We start from the raw sequence: 19997 nt of genomic DNA, 5'->3' as shown, positions 1-19997 counted from the left end.
GTCCTGTTATTACAGGGCGTCAACGCGAAAGCAGGAGAAAGAACCGGATGAAGCGTAGATCCACTTTCATCGCCGGGACGGCAGCGGGTTTTGCCCTTGCCATGACCTTGACGAGCAGCGCCATGGCGCTGGAACCTGAAAGCTGCAAGATGGTGCGGTTCTCGGATGTTGGCTGGACCGACATCACCGCAACAACCGCCGTCACCACCACGCTTCTCCAGTCGCTGGGCTACGAGACGGACATCAAGATCCTCTCCGTCCCGGTCACCTATGCATCGCTCAAGAACAAGGACATCGACGTCTTCCTGGGCAACTGGATGCCGACCATGGAAGCCGACATCGCCCCCTATCGTGAGGATGGCTCGGTGGAGACGGTTCGCGCCAATCTGGAGGGCGCCAAATACACGCTCGCCGTGCCGCAATATACCTATGACAAGGGCCTCAAGAGCTTCGCTGATATCGCCAAGTTCAAGGACAGTCTGGACGGCAAGATCTACGGTATCGAGCCTGGAAACGACGGAAACCGTCTCATCATCGGCATGATCGATCAGGACCAGTTCGGCCTGAAGGATTTCGAGGTGGTGGAAAGCTCAGAGCAGGGCATGCTGGCGCAGGTCGCCCGTGCCACCAAGCGCAAGGAAGATGTGGTCTTCCTGGGCTGGGCACCGCATCCGATGAATGCCAATTTCGAGATCGCCTATCTGGAAGGCGGCGATGACGTGTTTGGCCCCAACTATGGCGGCGCCACCGTCTACACCAATGTGCGCCAGGGCTATGTTGCCGAATGCGCCAATGTGGGCAAGCTGCTGACCAATCTCGAGTTCACCCTTGAGATGGAAAACGAGATCATGGGCGCGATCCTGAACGAGAGTGCTGATCCCGCCAAGGCGGCAACGGCGTGGCTGAAGGCCAATCCGGCCAGCTTCGAAGGCTGGCTTGCGGGTGTGACAACCCGTGACGGCGGCGAGGCCATTCCGGCCGTGAAGCAGGCCCTCGGTCTCTGATTCCACCCGCTCTGCTCCGGCGAGTGGCCTGCAAGGCCGCTCCCGGCTGGATGACACGTTGACTGGCCGGACGCCCCGATCCGGCTGGAAGGGGGTGAATATTGTCCTTTCCTGACCTTTCCTTTTTCTCCACGGCACAGGCAGGGGGCTCCCCGCTCTCGCAGGCCGTGGACTGGCTGACCAGCCACAAAATTCCGATCGGCCTTTGGGCCAAATCCGTGGTCGACTGGCTGACGACCCATGCCTACATGGTGTTTGATGCCATCGCCTTTGCCATCGAAGGCCTGATCGACGGCATCCTCTGGTGCCTGCAAACGCCGCACCCTCTCGTCCTCGTCGCCGTTGTGACCCTGCTGGCCTATGTGGTCCGCCGCAACATCGGCTTTCCGCTGCTGGTGCTGGGCTCCCTGCTGCTGATCATCAATCAGGGCTACTGGGAAGCCACCATGGATACGCTGGCGCTGGTGCTCGGCTCGACAGCAATCTGCATGGCAGTGGGCGTGCCGATTGGTGTCGTGGCGGCGCATAACCCGCGCTTCTATGCCTTCCTTCAGCCGGTGCTCGATCTGATGCAGACGATCCCGACCTTCGTCTATCTCATTCCCGCGCTCATTCTGTTCGGTCTCGGCATGGTGCCGGGATTGATTGCCACGGTGATCTTCGCGCTGCCTGCGCCGATCCGCCTGACCCAGCTTGGTGTGTCCTCGACGCCCACACAGCTTCTTGAAGCGGGGGAGGCCTTCGGCACCACGCGGTGGCAGCTGCTGTGGAAGGTGGAGCTTCCCTTTGCCCTGCCGCAGATCATGGCCGGCCTGACACAGACGATCATGCTGTCCCTGTCGATGGTGGTGATTGCCGCGCTGGTGGGGGCCAATGGCCTTGGCGTGCCGACGCTGCGGGCGCTCAACTCGGTCAACATCGCCATGGGCTTCGAGGTGGGCGTTGCCATCGTTCTGGTCGCCATCGTGCTCGACCGTTTCTTCAAGGGCCGGTCGGGCAAGACCCGCAAGGGAGGCGCGAATGACTGAAGCTGCCGTTTCCTTCCGCAATGTCGACATCGTCTTCGGCTCTGATCCGAAGTCCGCGCTGCCGCTGATCGATGCAGGCCGCACCCGCGCCGAAATCCAGAAAGAAACCGGCCAGACGCTGGGCGTCGCCGGGGCCACGTTCGACATCATGCCGGGCGAGGTGATTGTACTGATGGGCCTGTCCGGGTCGGGCAAGTCCACATTGCTGCGCGCCGTCAACGGGCTCAACCCGGTCATCCGGGGCGAGGCGCTGGTGCGGGACGAGGACGGGCTGGTCAATCCGGCCACCTGCGGCCCGGAGCGCCTGCGCCGGTTGCGCCGCAGCCGGGTGGCCATGGTGTTCCAGCAGTTTGCCCTGCTTCCCTGGCGCACGGTGGCGGAAAATGTCGGCTTCGGCCTGGAGGTGGCTGGCATGCCGGTGGCCGAGCGGCGGCGCAAGGTGGCCGAGCAGCTTGAGCTGGTCGGTCTTGCGGGCGTTGGCGGCAAACAGGTGCACGAGCTGTCTGGCGGCATGCAGCAGCGCGTCGGCCTCGCCCGTGCCTTTGCCACGGATGCGCCGATCCTGCTGATGGACGAGCCCTTCTCGGCGCTGGATCCGCTGATCCGCGACCGGCTGCAGGATGAGCTTCTGGAGCTGCAGAGCAAGCTCCACCGCACCATCGTCTTCGTCAGCCATGACCTCGATGAAGCGGCCAAGATCGGTTCGCGCATTGCCATCATGGAAGGAGGACGGATCATCCAGCTCGGCACGCCGCAGGAGATCGTCCGCTCTCCGGCCACGCCTTATGTGGCGGATTTCGTCGCCCACATGAATCCGCTCAACGTGCTGCGGGCGCAGGATGTAATGGTGCCGCTGGAGGCTCAGGCAGCTGCCGCAGAAGACTGTTCCCGCTGCGATCTTGCTACGCCCCTGCGCGAGGTCATAGCCCTCAAACGCCAGTCGGCAGGCCCTGTCGTCGTGCTCGATGGCGGCGTGCCTGCAGGCCTCATCCGCGAGGGGGAACTGCTGGCGGCAATGGGGTGAGGGGAGGCGGGCTTCTGCCTTTCGGCCGTCATACCATTGTTAGAGCATCGGCATGACCGATAGGGATAGTGCGGGGGTGGGGCTCCTCCGCATTCGCAATTCCCTCAATCCGCCGGGCGTTCCGGGTCGCGGGCGTGGCGGAGGGCTTCGAGGGCTTTCATGCGCTGCTCGCTGCGGACCCAGTTTTCCTGGGTCACACCGGCAATCAGCGCCTCAGCAATGGCCATCAGGGCGGTTGAAGAATCCCACGGCGACGGTACGGCGACGCGGGCGGGCAGAACGTGGGCGGCAATGCGGGCGATTGGAGACATCCAGCTGTCGGTGATCAGCCCCACCGTCACCCCCTGCCGGGCAGCGGCTTCGGCAAAGCGGATGATTTCGGTCTGATAGCGGCGGATGTCGAAAACGACCAGCACATCCTTTGGCCCCATGCCGATCAGCTGGTCCAGCCAGTTGCCTTCCTGCCCGGCCACATGCTGCACGCCGGGGCGCACGATGCGCAGGTGCGCGGCCATATAGCGTGCAAGCGCATCGGTGAAGCGTCCGCCAATGAGGTGGATCGTCCGCTTTTCGTCCGCAAGCAGCCGGACAAAGGCTTCAATGTCCTTCTGCGGCAGATGCTGGAATGTCTCACGCAGGTTCTCGACCAGCTTGTCGGCAAAGGCATTGCCGCAGCCAGAGCCAGTTTCCGGCAGTGCCGGATCGCGTGCGAGCGGGGATTTCAGCTGGTTCTCAAGCTCTGCGCGCAGCCGCTTCTGGAAATCGGCAAAGCCGGGAAAGCCGAGCCTCGCCACGAAGCGCAGGATTGTCGGAGAACTGACGCCTGCGGCCTCCGCGAACTGAGCAACCGTCTCCAGCCCCAGCATCGGGTAATTGGCCAGCAGTGCCACTGCCGCCCGCCGCTCGGTGGTGGTGAACTCATCCAGCCGCTCCCGGATTTCCTCGGTCAGTGCGCGTTCCATGGGCTGTTCCCGCTTGCATCTGCCGCTTGCAGAGGCAGGTTGCACGTGTTGGCCTGATGCCGTCGTTTTGTGTTTGACACGGCTTCAAACTGTGTATCAAATCATACACACGCAGCCGGACTTCGCAAATCTGTAACAAAAAATACAAGCGTAGATCTGGCCGCCAGAGGTATCGGGAGCAGCTATGGGGCAGGCAGGGGAACCGCAGCCGGAGCACGGCACAGGTGCGGCCATTTCCATCGAGAACCGCCACGGACAGAGCGATTTTGTTCTGCTGGTTGATCACGCCTCCAACGTGATCCCGCCGGAGTATGGCGACCTTGGCCTCAGCCCGGAAGCCCGTGTTGCGCATATTGCCTGGGACCCGGGTGCACTCGGCACCGCCCGCGAGATGGCGCGGCTTCTGGATGCGCCGCTGATCTATCCGCTGGTGTCGCGGCTCATCATCGACTGCAACCGCCAGCATGATGCCCATGACCTGATCCCTGCGGTCAGCGAGACGACCCGTATTCCCGGCAATGAAAACCTGACGGACGCAGAGAAGCAGAAGCGCATCGCGCTGGCGCATGCCCCGTTCCATGCTGCGGCGGAAGCCGTGCTTGCCGAGCGTGAGGCGCGCGGACAGGCCAGCATCGTTGTTTCGGTGCACACCTACACCCCGGTCTATAAGGGCGTCAGCCGCCCCTGGGAGATCGGCATCATTGCTGCAGAAGACCGGCGGCTGGCCGATTTTCTGATCTGTGCACTCAAGTCCGAAGGCGGGCTGACGGTGGGCGACAATGAGCCCTATTCCCCCGCTGACGGCGTCTATTACACAGTGAACCGGCATGGGGAATCCAAAGGCCGGGCCTGTGTCATGATCGAGGTGCGCAACAACGAGCTGGTGACGGCGCAGCAGGAACTGCAGTGGGGCGCAAGACTCGCCCGCATTCTGGAAGCTGCGCATGCAAGCCTTGCCGGTGGCGGGGAGGGGCAAAATGCCTAAGGCAGCCCTTGCCTATATCCGCTGGGTTGATGGCTTCAATCAGGGGCTCGGCAAGCTCGTCATGTACGGGCTGTTCATCCTGATGGCGATCCTGCTGTGGTCGTCCATTTCCAAGACCTTCTTTCAGCCTTCGCTGTGGACTCTGGAAGCCGCACAATTTGCCATGGTCGCCTATTACATCCTCGGCGGCCCCTATGCGATGCAGGCGGGTGGCAGCGTGCGGATGGACCTGTTTTATGCAGAATGGTCCTTGAAGAAGAAGGCCTGGTTCGATGCCTTCACCGTCTTCCTCCTGATCTTTTATCTCGGCGTACTGCTCTATGGGGCGGTTGGTTCGGCTGCCTATTCGCTTGGCTACTTCGGTGATCAGCCCTTTCATTTTTTTGGTGAGCTGATCCAGGCCTATGTTACCGGCGGCAGCGAGGCTGCGGGCGAGGTGATGGGCTATCTGGAGCGCAGCCGCACCGCTTGGCGGCCCTATCTCTGGCCGATCAAGTTCGTCATGTGCCTCGGTTTCCTGCTCATGCTCATGCAGGCCTTCTCGGAGTTCCTGAAGGACGTTGCGCGCATCCGTGGGGAGGAAATCTGATGTCCTACGAGATGATCGCCATCCTGATGTTCTCCTCGATGATGCTGATGCTCCTCACCGGGCAGCGCGTTTTCGGGGCCATCGGCGGCATTGCCACCATCGCCTCGCTGGCCCTGTGGGGCACCGGCTCCTACGACATTCCCTTCGCACAGGCCATGAAGCTGATGGCCTGGTATCCGCTGCTGACCCTGCCGATGTTTATCTTCATGGGCTATGTGCTGTCGGAATCGAGGATCGCCGAAGACCTCTACCGCATGTTCCATGTGTGGATGGGCCCGGTGAACGGCGGTCTTGCCATCGGCACGATCCTGCTGATGGTGCTGGTCTCTGCCATGAACGGTCTGTCGGTTGCCGGCATGGCCATTGGTGCCACCATCGCCCTGCCGGAACTGTTGCGGCGCGGCTATGACAAGCGGATGGTTTCCGGCGTCATTCAGGCCGGGTCATCTCTCGGCATCCTCGTGCCGCCATCTGTGGTGCTGGTGCTCTATGCCATGATCGCCCGCGCACCCGTGGGCCAGTTGTGGCTGGCAGGTGTGTTGCCGGGCCTCATGATGGCGGCCATGTTCATCCTCTATGTGGCCGTGCGCTGCGCCCTTCAGCCCAAGCTTGGGCCCGCGCTGCCGGTGGAAGAGCGCAACATCCCCATGGCCGAAAAGCTGCGGCTGCTGACGGCCGGCCTTCTGCCCATAGGCATCTTCCTCATCATGATGGTGCCTTTCGTCAAGGGCTGGACCAGCCTCGTCGAAAGCTCGGCCATCGGCGCGATAGCCGCTTTTGCGCTTGCCATCCTGAAACGGCGGATGACGCTGCAGATCTTCCAGTCCTGCGTGCGCCAGACGCTGCTGATTTCCTGCATGTTCATGTGGATCATCCTTGCCGCACTCGGCTTTGGCGCCGTGTTCGACGGGCTTGGGGCGGTGAAGGCGATCGAAAGCTTCTTCACGGTGGAACTGGGGCTCAACCCCTGGACCATCCTGATCCTGATGCAGGTGTCGTTCCTGATCATGGGCACGTTCCTGGACGACACCGCCATGCTGGTGATCGTCGCGCCGCTTTACGTGCCGCTGGTGGCCAAGCTCGACCTCGGCCTCCCGCCCGATCAGGTGCTGATCTGGTACGGCGTGCTCTACACGATCACGACTCAGATCGCCTATATGACGCCGCCCTTCGGCTACAACCTGTTCCTGATGCGCGCCATGGCGCCGCCGGAGATCAGGCTCAGCGACATCTACGCCTCCATCGTCCCGTTTGTTCTGGTGATGCTGCTGGCGCTTGTTATCATCATGCTGTTTCCGCAGGTGGCGCTCTGGCTGCCGCAGCAGGTCTACGGATAGGGCACGGGGGCGCGAGCCCGCGTGCAGGCAAGGCAAGCCGCTTACTCCGCTTTCGGGCGGAGCCGGGGCGGAAGGGGAGGACTGAAACCGGAGCGGGCGCGGGGCAATCCGCAATGCCCGCCGCTCAGGGGAAGCCGGACATGCAACAACAATGGCCGCAAAGGCACCCGTCTGGCGCATCATGAATGTCCATCAGGGCATGACCAACAGGGGAGTTAGCAGACATGACCAGCAGACGTGAATTCCTGAAGAATGCGGGCCTTGGCGCAACTGTTGCGGCGGGCGCCACCACGCTGGCCGCTCCGGCGGTTCTCGCCCAGGCTCCGATCAAGTGGCGCCTGCAGACCTATGCCGGTCCTGCCCTCGGCGAGCACGTGATCAAGCCTGCCATCGACGCCTTCAATGCGGCGGCCAACGGCCAGATGGAGATCGAGCTGTTCTACGCCGACCAGCTGGTGCCGACCTCCGAACTCTTCCGCGCCATGCAGAAGGGCACCATCGATGCGGTACAGTCCGATGACGATTCCATGGCCTCGCCCACCGAGGTGACTGTCTTCGGCGGCTACTTCCCCTTTGCCACGCGCTACTCGCTCGATGTGCCGGTGCTGTTCAACCAGTATGGCCTCAAGGAAATCTGGGAAGAGGAATATGCGCGCGTCGGCGTGAAGCACATTTCCGCCGGTGCCTGGGACCCGTGCCACTTTGCCACCAAGGATCCGATCAATTCCCTGGCCGATCTCAAGGGCAAGCGCATCTTTACCTTCCCGACCGCCGGCCGCTTCCTGTCGCAGTTCGGCGTCGTGCCGGTCACCCTGCCCTGGGAAGACATCCAGACGGCGGTTCAGACCGGTGAACTGGACGGCATCGCGTGGTCCGGCATCACCGAAGATTACACCGTCGGCTGGGCGGATGTGACCAAGTACTTCCTCACCAACAATATCTCCGGTGCCTGGATCGGCCACTTCTTCGCCAACATGGAGCGCTGGAACGAGCTGCCGGATCATCTGAAGATCATGCTGCAGCTCGCCATGGACTCCTCCCATCTCTACCGCCAGTGGTGGTACTGGGGCGGCGAGGCGGACCTGCGCGTCAATGGCACCAAGCTGCAGCTGACCTCCATTCCGGACGAGGAATGGGCGACGGTTGAAACCGCAGCGGCCAAGTTCTGGGAAGAGATCGCCGCCGAGTCCGAGACCAAGGCAAAAGTGGTCGAGATCATCAAGAAATACAACGCAGCCATGGCCAAGGCCGGCCGTCCGTACCGTTACGGCTGATCCACTGTCCTGCCTGCAGCGGCGCGGAGCTTCGCGCTGCTGCCTGCGATCAACGGCGGCGCGGAAGGCCGCGCCGCCTGGTTACTTTCAAGAATGAACGGAACGATCATCCAGATGGCTGCCAACATGACATTCGACGCCCTGAAACAGGCCGTTCAGGAAGGTACGGTCGACACGGTTCTGGCCTGTATCATCGACATGCAGGGCCGCCTGATGGGCAAGCGCTTCCACGCGCGCCACTTCATCGACAGCGCCTATGACGAGACCCATTGCTGCAACTATCTGCTGGCAACGGACCTCGAAATGTACACGGTCGAAGGCTATGCCTCGACCAGCTGGTCGCGCGGCTATGGCGACTATGTGATGAAGCCGGATCTTTCCACCATCCGCCGTCTCGGATGGCTGGAAGGCACGGTCATGGTGCTGTGCGACGTGCAGGATCATCACACCCACGCCGACGTGCCGCATTCGCCCCGCGCCCTGCTGAAGGGTCAGGTGGCCCGGTTGAAGGACATGGGCTTTCAGGCGATGATGGCGACGGAGCTGGAGTTCTTCCTGTTCGAGAAGAGCTTTGACGAGATCCGCAAGTCCGGCTTCCGCGATCTGGAGCCGATCTCCGCCTATAACGAGGATTACCACATCCTCGCCACCACCAAGGAAGAGCATGTGATGCGCCCGCTGCGCAATCATCTCTATGCTGCTGGCATTCCGGTGGAGAATACCAAGGGCGAGGCTGAGGCCGGGCAGGAGGAGCTGAATATCCGCTATGCCCCCGCCATGCTCTGCGCTGATTATCACACCATCGCCAAACATGCGGTGAAGGAGATTGCCTGGCAGAAGGGCCATGGCGTCACCTTCCTGCCGAAATGGCACAAGGACCGCACGGGCTCTTCCGCGCATATTCACCAGTCGCTGTGGACGCTCGACGGCAAGCCTGCCTTCTTCGATGCTTCGGACAGCCTCGGCATGTCGGCACTGATGAAGCACTACATGGCTGGCCTCATCAAATATGCAGGCGACTACACCTATTTCCTGGCGCCCTATGTGAACAGCTACAAGCGATTCCAGCGCGGCACCTTCGCGCCCACCCGCACGGTCTGGTCCATCGACAACCGTACGGCCGGTTTCCGCCTTTGCGGCGAAGGCACCAAGGGCGTGCGCGTGGAATGCCGTATTGGCGGTTCCGATCTCAATCCCTATCTGGCCCTTGCGGCCCAGATCGCGGCTGGTATTCGCGGCATCGAGGAAAAGCTGGAGCTTGCCCCGCCAATGACCGGTGATATCTACCAGGCGCAGAAGGCGAAACAGATCCCGCGCACCCTGCGCGATGCGACGGAGACCTTGCGCAAGTCGAAGATGCTGCGTGAGGCTTTCGGTGACGGCGTTGTCGAGCACTACGCCCGCGCCGGGGAATGGGAGCAGGAAGAATTCGACCGCGTGGTCACGGATTACGAGTTGGCCCGCGGGTTTGAACGCGCCTGAGAAACGCGCCGGAGAGGTGTCCGGCTGGAGCCGGGTGGCCTCATGGCATAGCATTGCCGCCTGAGAGGCGGTGTTTTTTGAGGTTATCTCATGTCTGAAATGGTGAAACTCATCTCCCCGGTCGATGGATCGGTCTACGCCGAAAGGGCGGCGGCTGATGCTGCAGCGGTTGACCGGGCGGTAACGGCGGCGAAGGCTGCACAACCAGGCTGGGCGGCAACGCCGCTGGACGAGCGCATCGGCCTCTGCCTCAAGGCGCTTGATGCGCTGCTGGCGATGAATGATGACATCATCCCGGAACTGGCCTGGCAGATGGGCCGCCCGGTGCGCTTCGGCGGTGAAAAGGGCGGCGTGGAAGAGCGCGCCCGCTACATGGCCAGCATCGCCAAGGAAGCGCTGGCGAACATTGTCCCGCCGGAGCGCCCCGGCTTCAAGCGCTACCTCAAGATGGAGCCTCTGGGCCTCGTCATGGTCATTGCGCCGTGGAACTATCCGTTCCTGACGGCTGGAAACACCATCTTCCCGGCGCTGATGGCAGGCAACGTGGTGTTGCTGAAACATGCGGCCCAGACGCTGCTGGTGGGCGAGCGCTTTGCCGAGGCCTTCAAGAAGGCCGGTCTGCCGGAAGGCGTGTTCCAGAACATCGTCATGACCCACGAGGGCACGGAGAAGCTGCTGGGGTCCGGCCTTGTCGATCATGTCAACTTCACCGGCTCGGTTGCAGGCGGCAAGGCCATTGAAAAGGCGCTGGCCGGCACCTTCGCCACCATGGGGCTGGAGCTGGGCGGCAAGGACCCGGCCTATGTCATGGCCGATGCCGACCTCGACTATGCCGTCGCCAATCTGGTGGATGGCGCCTTCTTCAACTCCGGCCAGTGCTGCTGCGGCATCGAGCGCATCTATGTGCATGAAAGCCGTTACGACGCCTTCGTGGACGGCTTCGTGGACCTGACGAAGCAGTACAAGCTTGGCAATCCGCTTGATGCGGAAACCACCATCGGCCCCATGGCGCAGACACGCTTCGCCACCTGGGTACGCGAGCAGACGGAAGAGGCGCTGCGCAAGGGCGCCAAGGCGCATATCGACACGTCCGCCTTCCCGATGGACAAGGCCGGAACGCCCTACCTCGCCCCGCAGGTGCTGACCAATGTCAATCACCAGATGTCGGTGATGCGCGAGGAAAGCTTTGGCCCGGTCGTCGGCATCATGAAGGTGAAGGACGATGCGGAAGCCATCCAGCTGATGAACGACAGCCCCTATGGCCTCACCGCCTCCATCTGGACGGAAGACCTCGATGCAGCCGAGCGGATCGGCGGCGAGATCGACACCGGCACCGTCTTCATGAACCGCTGCGACTATGTGGACCCGGGCCTTGTCTGGACCGGCGTGAAGGACACCGGCAAGGGCGCGGCCCTGTCGCAGGTGGGCTTTGCCAACCTGACCCGGCCCAAGTCCTTCCATCTGCGCAAGGAGCACTAAACGGGATTTGCGGCGCTGGCTGGACAGCTTCCGGGCGAAGCCAGATGCCGCAAGTCTCCTGAATTTGGCCGCAGCCTCTCGCCCCCCTCCCCCTTGAGGGAGAGGGGAATGGCACGGCCCAGCCTGTTCATTGTTCAACACTATCGACCGCGTTGATCCCGACGCATCAATTGACTGAAAGCCTGAACCATGACCACCGTTCCCTCTGTCAACTGGTCCTATCCGACTGCCGTGCGCTTTGGTGCCGGGCGCATCAAGGAGCTGGCCGCCGTTGTGAAGCTTGCGGGCATGAAGCGCCCGCTGCTGGTCACCGACCCTGGCCTTGCCAAGCTGCCGATGACCGCTGCCATGCTCGACCTGCTCAAGGCCGATGGCATCGAGGCCGCCGTCTTCTCGGACGTGAAGCCCAACCCGGTCGACAGCAACATTACCGCAGGCGTTGCCGCCTACAAGGCAGGCGGCCATGACGGCGTCATCGCCGTGGGCGGCGGCTCGGGCCTTGATGCGGGCAAGCTGATTGCCTTCATGTCCGGTCAGACCCGCCCGATCTGGGACTTCGAGGATATCGGCGACTGGTACACCCGCGCCGACCCGGCCGGGATTGCCCCGATCGTCGCCGTGCCGACCACTGCAGGCACGGGCTCGGAAGTCGGACGAGCCGGCGTGGTCACCAATGAGGAGACCCACACCAAGAAGGTGATCTTCCACCCGAAGATGCTGCCGTCCTACGTCATCTGCGATCCGGAGCTGACCACCGGCATGCCGCGCATGATCACCGTCGGCACCGGCATGGATGCGCTGGCCCACTGTCTGGAGGCCTTGTGCTCGCCCTTCTATCACCCGATGTCGGAAGGCATCGCGGTTGAAGGCGCGCGCCTTGCGCTGGAAAACCTGCCGCTTGTTGCTGCCAATGGTCAGGATCTGGTGGCACGCGGCCACATGATGAGCGCCGGTGCCATGGGGGCAGTTGCCTTCCAGAAGGGCCTTGGCGCCATCCACGCCCTGTCCCATCCGGTCGGCGCGCTCTACGACACGCACCACGGCATGACCAATGCTGTCTTCATGCCTTATGTGCTGAAGTTCAACCGCTCCGCCATCGAGGCCAAGATCGAGCGGCTGGCCGGATTCTGCGGGATCAAGGGCGGTTTCGACGGCTTCCTGGAGCACATCCTGAAGATGCGCTCCGACCTCGGCGTGCCCCACACCATCGGCGGCCTCGGTGTCGATGGCGCCAAGCGCGACCTGATCGCGGACATGGCCATCGTCGATCCGACCGCAGGCGGCAACCCGGTGGAACTCACCCGTGATGCTGCGCTTGCCATCTTCGACGCCGCCCTCTCCGGCGAGCTGTGATCTGCCGGTGCATATGACCTGAACTGACGGAAGGCGCGGCCTGCGAGGGCGGCGCCTTTTATTCTAAAAACCCCTCCGTCGTCATACCGGACGCAGCGAAGCGGAGATCCGGTACCGGTGAGTCAAGGCATTGAGGTTCTGGTGCCGTCAACCAATTTGCACCCCGGCTCACCGGTCCCCGCTCGCGCTCCGCTTGGCGGGGATGACGATGGAGAGGCAGCAGGTGCACAGCGCTCCTACATCGGCTAGGCTCTCAATCCAGTCTCAATCATCCCGTCAGGAAATCCCATGAACAGCGAAGATGATGCCGCCCGCCGCAAGCGCATTTCCGTGCGTGCCCGCCGGATGGTTTACGAGGGCCGCTGCACGGTGGAGGAGATCACCGTGGATCAGGCCCGCAGCGACGGCGTGCAGCAGACCATCGTGCGCGAGGTGGTGCGCTATGGCCGCAATGTGGTGGCCATCCTGCCAGTGGACCGCAGGCGCAAATGCCTGTTGCTGTGCCGCCAGCTGCGTGTGCCGGTGATGGCGGATCAGGACGACCCGTTCCCCTGGGAGGTCTGTGCAGGCCGCCTTGAGGAGGGCGAGGACGTGCTGGACGGGGCAAGGCGCGAGCTGATGGAGGAATTCGGCGTCGAGGCCAAGGGGCTGAAGCTGGCCTGTTCCAGCTACTCCAGCCCCGGCATTCTGGGCAGCCGGGTGGACCATTTCCTGTGCGACTACTCGGGAAGCGAGCGCGAGGGCGGCGGCGGTCTGGTGGAGGAAGGCGAGGATATCACTGTCCAAGAGCTGACTTGCGCGCAGGCGGCTGCGCTTTGGCGGCAGGGCGCAATCCGCGATGCCAAGGCCTTGATCCTGTTGCAGCATCTGATGCTGACAGAACCTGAGCTGTTTTCCGGCGCGGATTGATTGCACCAGCGTTTTTCATCCGTTAGCGTGCAAATCATGTAACAGCGCGGAGGGGAGAGGCGGCCTGAAACTGCGGCGCCTGCTGACCCATCTGCGAGCAGGGAGGAAGTCATGCCATTACGGACCATTGCGGCAGGGGATGTGCTGAAGCCGGCGGCCATCATTGATGGGGAGCGGGTGTTCACGCCAGACGGGCAGGTGTTCGAAAGCCTGTGCCCCTCGGATGGCAAGATCATTGCCGTTATTCCGCGCTGTGATGCAGCGGAGGTGGGCCGGGCTGTCGCGGCCGCCCGCAAGGCCTTCGAATCCGGACCCTGGCCGAAGCTGACGGCGGCAGACCGTGGCCGGTTGCTGATGAAGCTGTCGGCACTGGTGACGGAGCACCATGACGAGCTTGCCGCACTGGAAAGCCTTGATGCGGGCAAACCGCTGAAGCAGGGCAAGGCGGATATCACCGCGCTCGCCCGCTATTTCGAATTCTATGGCGGGGCGGCAGACAAGGTGATGGGGGACACCATCCCCACCGCTGACGGCTTCCTGGCCATGACCCTGCGTGAGCCGCATGGCGTTGTCGGCGGCATCATTCCCTGGAACTATCCGGCGCAGATCATGGGCCGTGTCGCCGGTGCGGCGCTGGCCATGGGCAACACGCTGGTGCTGAAGCCGGCGGAAGACGCCTGCCTCAGCGTGCTGCGCGTCGCCGAACTGGCGCTGGAGGCTGGCTTTCCGGCGGGCGTCTTCAATGTGGTGCCGGGGCTGGGCTCCGAGGCTGGCGCCGCGCTCTCCAACCATCCGGGCCTTGACTACCTCACCTTCACCGGCTCGCCGGAAGTGGGGGTGATGATCCAGACGGCAGCGGCCAAGAACCACATCGGCTGCACGCTGGAGCTGGGCGGCAAGTCGCCGCAGATCGTCTTCGATGATGCTGACCTCGGCGCGGCCTTGCCGGTCATCGTCAATGCCATCATCCAGAACTGCGGCCAGACCTGTTCGGCCGGCAGCCGCGTGCTGGTGCACAAGGGTATCTGGGATGAGGTGGTCGAGGGCCTGCGCGCCCGCATCCGTACTCTCGTTTCCGGCCCGCACAGCGCCGATCTCGATCTGGGGCCGCTGATCAACGCGGGCCAGCTGCGGCGCGTGCAGTCCTTCGTGGACCGGGCGCTCGCCGATGGCATCCCCCTGATTGCCGAAGGCGCGATTGCGCCGGATGCGTCCAGCGAAGGTCATTTCGTGCCAGCCCGCGTCTTTGGCCCGGTGCCTGCCGATCATCTGATCGCGCGGGAGGAGATCTTCGGCCCCGTGCTGTCGCTCATTCCCTTCCGCGACGAGGAAGAGGCGCTGCGCATTGCCAATGGCACCGAGTTCGGCCTTGTGGCAGGCGTGTGGACGCGTGATGCCCAGCGGGCGGTGCGGGTGGCCAAGGCCGTGCGCGCGGGCCAGGTCTTCGTTAACGCCTATGGCGCGGGCGGCGGCATCGAATTGCCCTTCGGCGGCTTCAAGAAGTCCGGTCATGGCCGTGAGAAGGGCTTTGAGGCGCTCTACGATTTCTCAGCAACCAAGACACTGGTGTTGCGTCACGGCTGACGCAGCCCTGTTCGAATAATCAGCAATTCAGGGAGGAAATCATGGCAGACCGGCTCAAGGGCAAGGTGGCAGTCATCACCGGCGCAGGCTCCGGCTTTGGCGAGGGCATGGCGAAGCTCTTTGCCAGCGAGGGAGCGAAAGTGATCGTTGCCGATCTCAATGGCGAGGCGGCAGCGCGTGTGGCATCGGAAATCGGCGAAGCCGCCATTGCGGTGACGGCAGACGTGACGGTGCGGGCCGATGTGGAGGCGATGGTCAAGGCGGCCACCGGCCATTTCGGGCGGCTGGATATCCTCGTCAACAACGCCGGCTATTCCCACCGCAACGGCTCCATGCTGGGCGTCGATGAGGAAACCTTCGACCGCATCTTTGATGTGAACGCCAAGGCGATCTATCTGGCGGCGCTTGCTGTTGTGCCGGTCATGGAAGCCCAGGGCGGCGGTGTCATCATCAACACTGCCTCCACCGCAGGCCTGCGTCCGCGTCCGGGCCTCACCTGGTACAATGCCTCCAAGGGCTGGGCCATAACGGCTACCAAGTCCATGGCGGTGGAACTGGCCCCGGCGAAGATCCGCGTCAACGCGCTCTGCCCGGTGGCTGGCGAGACGGGCATGCTGCATCTGTTCATGGGGGAGGACACGCCGGAAAAGCGCGCCCAGTTCCGCGCCTCCATTCCGCTTGGCCGTCTCTCCACCCCGCAGGACATCGCCAACGCCGCCCTGTGGCTTGCCTCCGATGATGCCGAATTCATCACCGGCGTGGCCCTGGAAGTCGATGGCGGCCGCTGCATTTGAGGATACAGGATTTCAAAAAGCGGCCGGCGGCCAATTGGCCGCCGGTCTTGTTTTCAGGAAAGCCTCAACTCACTTCCAAACCGCGCCTGCATCGGCTTTGGCGCTTTCCAGCACATAGCCGGTATCCCCGGAAAGCATGAGGCCTTCGGCGATAAGGCCGTCGGCTGCCACTTTCACTGCATCCAGATAGGCCTGCTGGTCCTTGTAGCGTGCCTTGACCGGCGTGCGGCTGTCATTGGCAGCCGCAGTCGCCGGGAAGGGCTGGTAGCTGCCGGTCAGGCTGCAAAGTTCACCTTCGGCAAAGTCCTTTGCACGCAGATTCCAGCCTGCGTAGGAGCCGAGCGGAGCTGCAACGGCGGGAAGGCGTATACCGCCAAGCGGAATGCCATCCTTGTCAACGGCAGGAACATATTCCGCATAAGTGGCACCTTGCAGCGGTGGCTGAACGGAATGGTCCATCACCCGCAGCGTGTTGAACTTCGGGCGTGCCGCAACGCCGTCAATGATCGGCAGCTTGAGATCGTCCAGCTTGACCAGTGTTTCATCGGAGAATGTGGGGTAGCGGCTCGCAGGCGGGGCTTTGTCTTCCGCCACCCAATCCTCCATCGCAGCATAAAGCGCCCGCATGACCGGTGCCGCACTGAGCGGGTTCGTAGGATTGACGCAGGTCTTGCTCATTTCGGATTTGAGCCCCCAGCCGTTGAAATGTGGCGCGCCTGCCAGGAAATAGAGCCTGACATTGTCCGGCATTGCCAGAGGCTCTCCTTCTGGTGACGTTGATACCAGATAGGCACGGCCCTGCCAGAACTCGGTTGAAGTATCCGAATGCATGATCTTCGGGCAAGTGTCCGTCGCCATGCAGGTGCTCAGAATGCTCTCGCGCCTGTTTGTGAGCGGATCTGTTGTAAGGGCATAGGTGAAGGGAAACTGGTCACCAGGATAGTCATGGTCTTCATGCTGGCGGGAATAGCGCCCGGGCTGGGCAAAGCGGTAGTTGGTGAAGGACTTGCGCGAGCCCGCAATATGCGCCATCGCGCCGTCGAAAACCTTGTGCCCGCCCTCATCGGCATTGAAGCCCTGGTAGATGAAATCCCGCAGGAAGCGGCCTGACTGGGAAATGCCCATGCCGACCGTGTGCTTGATGCCGGTGAGCGGGTTTTCTGCGTCATGGCCTTCGTTGCCGCGCAGGAAGGAAATCACATCCCGTGTTGCGGCAAAGGCGAGGCCTAACGGTACGCTGCCTTCCGCCGGATAGACGAAATCATAAATCGCCCCTGCATCCAGCCCGGCAGGGCGGGTGATCTCAATTTCGGTATTGCTGACATATTTGAAGGTGAGGCCTTCGGGTGTGGCTGGCGCATCCTCCGGCGTTGCACGCACCGTCAGGCGTGCCTTTGAGGGATCAAGATCGGCCGCCGCATAGGTGAGGGGGATTTTTCCCGTCTCGCCGGGCTTGTCAAAGATCATCTGCTCACGGGACGTACCCTTGACGCCCGGAAGTTTCGGCAAGGTGATGTTGATGCCTGCCTCAGGTACATCGAACTGCCAGCCGCTCCAGACAACCGTGCTGCCCCGGTTCATGAGAAAACCATCACCCGCATCTTCTGCCTTGGCGGGCACGCCTGAAGCTTGCGCGCGGTTGAGCAGGGTAAAGCTCAGATTCCGGCCACGGTTGGGAACTTCATAAAACAGGAAAGGCGACTGCTTTTTTGCATCAGCCGGACGCAGGATGAAGACCTCGGTGGTGAACTCCACTTCCCCTTTGGCGTTGCGGGGTGCCTTGTCCAGATCCACAATTCCGGCATTGGCCGGCGCATCCGGGTCAACGGCGATCGTGGCGATAGCGTCGATCCGCTCATAGGCGCCGGTGTCTGCGAAAGTGGCGCCTTCAAAGGCGGGGCTGGTTGACTGTATCTGAAACCCGGTAACGCGGGCGTTTGCGTTGCCGGACAGAACCGTTGCTGCCAGGAGAACCGCTGGCAGAGCATGTTTTCCTCTCATGATTTTTCTCCTCCCTTGCGCTTGAGATCGTCAAGCGCAAGGGATCGTGGGACACCTCTGCGCACAGAGTCAATGATGTTGTATACGTGATAATGTTTCCGTGCATTCGAAGTGGGGTCAGGGAGGGAAGACAAGGACGGTTTCTGCGGCTTTGCGGCTTGCAGGGTTGCGTGCGGATGGCTGATCTTGTTCGTGGAACCGGCGAACTGAGGATTCTTTTTCTCCCCCTTTTCAAGGTTTGAAAAACGATGCCCGGCATAATCGCCGTGCAACCGCTATTGTGCGTGTCATCATTGATGCAGGAGTGCCTTCATGTCCGGTACCGGATCAGCATCCGGCGGCGAGTCCCGCGAGAACAGACGCCACAGGCGTCTTGACGTGTTCCCGGCCTTTCACAAGGTTGCGGACCGGCGCGTTGTCGTGGTTGGCCATGGCGGCGAGGCGGCGGCGAAGGTGCGGCTGCTGGGCGAGACCAATGCGCTGATCGAGGTCGTTTCCGCACACATCGAGCCGGAACTGGCCGAGGTGATGGAGATGGTTGGGGCCACCCATGTGGTTGAGGATTTCCGTCCGCGCCATCTCAACGGTGCTGCGCTGGTGTTTTCCGCCCGTGAAGATGAGGTGCTGGACCGTGCCGTGGTGCAGGCGGCGCGCATTCTCGGCGTGCCGGCCAATGCGGTGGACAAGCCGGAACTTTGCGATTTCTACACAGGTGCTCTCGTCAACCGTGCGCCCATTGCCGTTGCCATCACCTCCACCGGTGTCGGCCCGGTGCTGGCGCGCCACATCCGCGCCCGCATCGAAGGCATGCTGCCGCGTGCGACGGGGGATCTTGCCCGCCTTGCTGAAAGCCTGCGCGACACGGCAGCGAAGGTGCTGACCGATGGCGCGCTGCGCCGCCGCTTCTGGGCGCGGTTCTTTTCCGGTTCCGTTGCTACCAATCTTTACGCCGGGCGCGCCGACGCCGCCCGTGCCGAGGCACAGCGCCTGCTCAACAGCGCCACGGATGACCGGGGCTTCGTCTGGCTGGTGGGTGCTGGCCCCGGCGCTGAGGATCTTCTGACCCTGCGCGCCCAGCGGCTGCTGCAGGAAGCGGATGTGATCGTGCACGATGCGCTGGTGCCGGACCCGGTGGTCGCCATGGGCCGCCGCGATGCGCAGCGCATTTCCGTTGGCAAGCGCAAGGGCGCCCATTCGGTGCCGCAGGGCGAAATCAACAAGGTGCTGGTGGAACTGGCCGAAGCCGGGCACAAGGTGGTGCGGCTGAAAGCGGGTGATCCGCTGGTGTTTGGCCGTGCGGGTGAGGAAATGGAAGCGCTGCGTGAGGCCGGGATCGGCTTCGAGGTGGTGCCGGGCGTGACGGCGGCCTTTGCGGCAGCGGCCTCCGCGCAGATTCCTCTGACACTTCGGGGCGTCGCATCCACGCTGGTGTTTGCGACAGGACATAATGCGGAGAGCGAAACCCTGCCAGACTGGGCCAATCTCGCCCTGCGGGGCTCCACCGTTGCGGTCTATATGGGACGCAGCGTGGCGGCGGCCGTGTCGGTGCGGCTGATGGCGGCAGGGCTGAAGCCCACGACGCCGGTGGCGATCATCGAGAACGCGGCCCATCCGGACGAGCGCCAGTTTACCGGAACGCTGGCCGACCTGCCGCAGCTTGCCGGGCGCAAGGATGTGAATGGCGCCGTGCTTATGGTGATCGGCGAGGCCGTGGGCCATGGCGTGATGGAAAAGGCCGTGCCGATTGCGGCGGCGGCAGAAGCGATCAAGGCGGCCTGACGCGGGCCTGCCGGAATTTTGCAGGCAGCGGGCAAGCCCGCGCCTGATGAGGAGAGAGGCATGAAGGTGATCACCGCCAACCGTCTGATCGACGGCGAGGTCGTGTTTCAGGGCGAAAACGGCGCCTGGGTCGAGCTGATCGGCGAGGCGCGTCTGCTCGAGGGCAAGGACGCAGTGGCCGAGGCGCTGGCGCTGGCGGCAAAATCGGTCGCCTCGCGCGAGATCGTCGACCCGTACGACATCGAGATCAAGGACGAGGATGGCAAGCGGGTGCCGGAGCGCCTGCGCGAGAAGATCCGCGCCGCCGGCCCAACCACCCATCCCGCCCTCGGCAAGCAGGCCCGTTCCTGAATAGAACGGCCTGAGTGAAACAAAGGCGCTGGTGCACCGGCATCCGCCCTGCCAGATGACAG

17 protein-coding genes are annotated in these 19997 nt (G+C 62.9%); 15 read left to right on the top strand and 2 right to left on the bottom strand.

What is annotated here, in order from left to right:
* Positions 1-101 precede the first annotated feature (101 nt).
* From V6L75_RS14445 to choV, 3 genes are all read left to right on the top strand, one after another.
* Positions 102-1004: a choline ABC transporter substrate-binding protein gene (locus V6L75_RS14445; RefSeq protein ID WP_334252339.1), complete on the top strand. Its 903-nt coding sequence runs from the start codon at positions 102-104 to the stop codon at positions 1002-1004.
* Positions 1005-1171: 167 nt separating this feature from the next.
* Entirely contained in the window at positions 1172-2032 is an 861-nt protein-coding gene (gene choW / locus V6L75_RS14440) for a choline ABC transporter permease subunit (protein ID WP_334252338.1), read from the top strand.
* A complete protein-coding gene (gene choV / locus V6L75_RS14435) occupies positions 2025-3056 on the top strand; it encodes a choline ABC transporter ATP-binding protein (RefSeq protein ID WP_334252191.1) in 1032 nt (343 codons plus the stop codon). The genes choW and choV overlap by 8 nt, the downstream gene beginning before the upstream one ends.
* 104 nt (positions 3057-3160) lie before the next feature.
* Here choV and V6L75_RS14430 read toward each other — a convergent pair whose 3' ends face one another.
* Positions 3161-4018, bottom strand: coding sequence for a MurR/RpiR family transcriptional regulator (locus V6L75_RS14430; RefSeq protein WP_334252190.1), 858 nt, complete (start codon positions 4016-4018; stop codon positions 3161-3163).
* A 184-nt stretch (positions 4019-4202) separates the two neighbouring features.
* On the opposite strand from V6L75_RS14430, the gene V6L75_RS14425 reads away from it, so the two are divergent.
* The 10 genes from V6L75_RS14425 to V6L75_RS14380 all read left to right on the top strand — a co-directional run bounded on the left by V6L75_RS14425 (position 4203) and on the right by V6L75_RS14380 (position 15804).
* Entirely contained in the window at positions 4203-5003 is an 801-nt protein-coding gene (locus tag V6L75_RS14425; protein ID WP_334252189.1) for an N-formylglutamate amidohydrolase, read from the top strand.
* A complete protein-coding gene (locus tag V6L75_RS14420) occupies positions 4996-5592 on the top strand; it encodes a TRAP transporter small permease subunit (RefSeq protein ID WP_334252188.1) in 597 nt (198 codons plus the stop codon). The genes V6L75_RS14425 and V6L75_RS14420 overlap by 8 nt, the downstream gene beginning before the upstream one ends.
* Positions 5592-6929: a TRAP transporter large permease gene (locus V6L75_RS14415; protein WP_334252187.1), complete on the top strand. Its 1338-nt coding sequence runs from the start codon at positions 5592-5594 to the stop codon at positions 6927-6929. The genes V6L75_RS14420 and V6L75_RS14415 overlap by 1 nt, the downstream gene beginning before the upstream one ends.
* A gap of 224 nt (positions 6930-7153) precedes the next feature.
* Positions 7154-8203: a TRAP transporter substrate-binding protein gene (locus V6L75_RS14410; protein WP_334252186.1), complete on the top strand. Its 1050-nt coding sequence runs from the start codon at positions 7154-7156 to the stop codon at positions 8201-8203.
* Between the two features lie 114 nt (positions 8204-8317).
* Positions 8318-9685: a glutamine synthetase family protein gene (locus tag V6L75_RS14405; RefSeq protein ID WP_334252337.1), complete on the top strand. Its 1368-nt coding sequence runs from the start codon at positions 8318-8320 to the stop codon at positions 9683-9685.
* A 90-nt stretch (positions 9686-9775) separates the two neighbouring features.
* Complete coding sequence (locus V6L75_RS14400; protein ID WP_334252185.1) at positions 9776-11164, top strand: aldehyde dehydrogenase family protein; 1389 nt, start codon at positions 9776-9778, stop codon at positions 11162-11164.
* Positions 11165-11353: 189 nt separating this feature from the next.
* Positions 11354-12517, top strand: a complete 1164-nt coding sequence (locus V6L75_RS14395) for an iron-containing alcohol dehydrogenase (protein ID WP_334252184.1) — start codon at positions 11354-11356, stop codon at positions 12515-12517.
* A 288-nt stretch (positions 12518-12805) separates the two neighbouring features.
* Complete coding sequence (locus V6L75_RS14390; RefSeq protein ID WP_334252183.1) at positions 12806-13426, top strand: NUDIX domain-containing protein; 621 nt, start codon at positions 12806-12808, stop codon at positions 13424-13426.
* A 111-nt stretch (positions 13427-13537) separates the two neighbouring features.
* Entirely contained in the window at positions 13538-15010 is a 1473-nt protein-coding gene (locus V6L75_RS14385; RefSeq protein ID WP_334252182.1) for an aldehyde dehydrogenase family protein, read from the top strand.
* 41 nt (positions 15011-15051) lie between these two features.
* Positions 15052-15804, top strand: coding sequence for an SDR family oxidoreductase (locus V6L75_RS14380; RefSeq protein WP_334252181.1), 753 nt, complete (start codon positions 15052-15054; stop codon positions 15802-15804).
* A gap of 69 nt (positions 15805-15873) precedes the next feature.
* Here the strand turns inward: V6L75_RS14380 and V6L75_RS14375 are convergent, their stop codons facing one another.
* Complete coding sequence (locus V6L75_RS14375; RefSeq protein WP_334252180.1) at positions 15874-17805, bottom strand: alpha/beta hydrolase domain-containing protein; 1932 nt, start codon at positions 17803-17805, stop codon at positions 15874-15876.
* Between the two features lie 312 nt (positions 17806-18117).
* Between V6L75_RS14375 and cysG the strand changes: the two genes are divergently transcribed.
* Positions 18118-19584, top strand: coding sequence for a siroheme synthase CysG (gene cysG, locus V6L75_RS14370; protein ID WP_334252179.1), 1467 nt, complete (start codon positions 18118-18120; stop codon positions 19582-19584).
* A gap of 60 nt (positions 19585-19644) precedes the next feature.
* Positions 19645-19935, top strand: coding sequence for a DUF2849 domain-containing protein (locus tag V6L75_RS14365; protein ID WP_334252178.1), 291 nt, complete (start codon positions 19645-19647; stop codon positions 19933-19935).
* The last annotated feature ends 62 nt before the right edge of the window (positions 19936-19997 follow it).

It is taken from the genome of Pannonibacter anstelovis (genome assembly GCF_036881715.1).
GTDB lineage: Bacteria > Pseudomonadota > Alphaproteobacteria > Rhizobiales > Stappiaceae > Pannonibacter > Pannonibacter anstelovis.
Note: the sequence above shows the minus strand (reverse complement) of the source record. Positions and strands in the feature narration are given on the sequence as shown.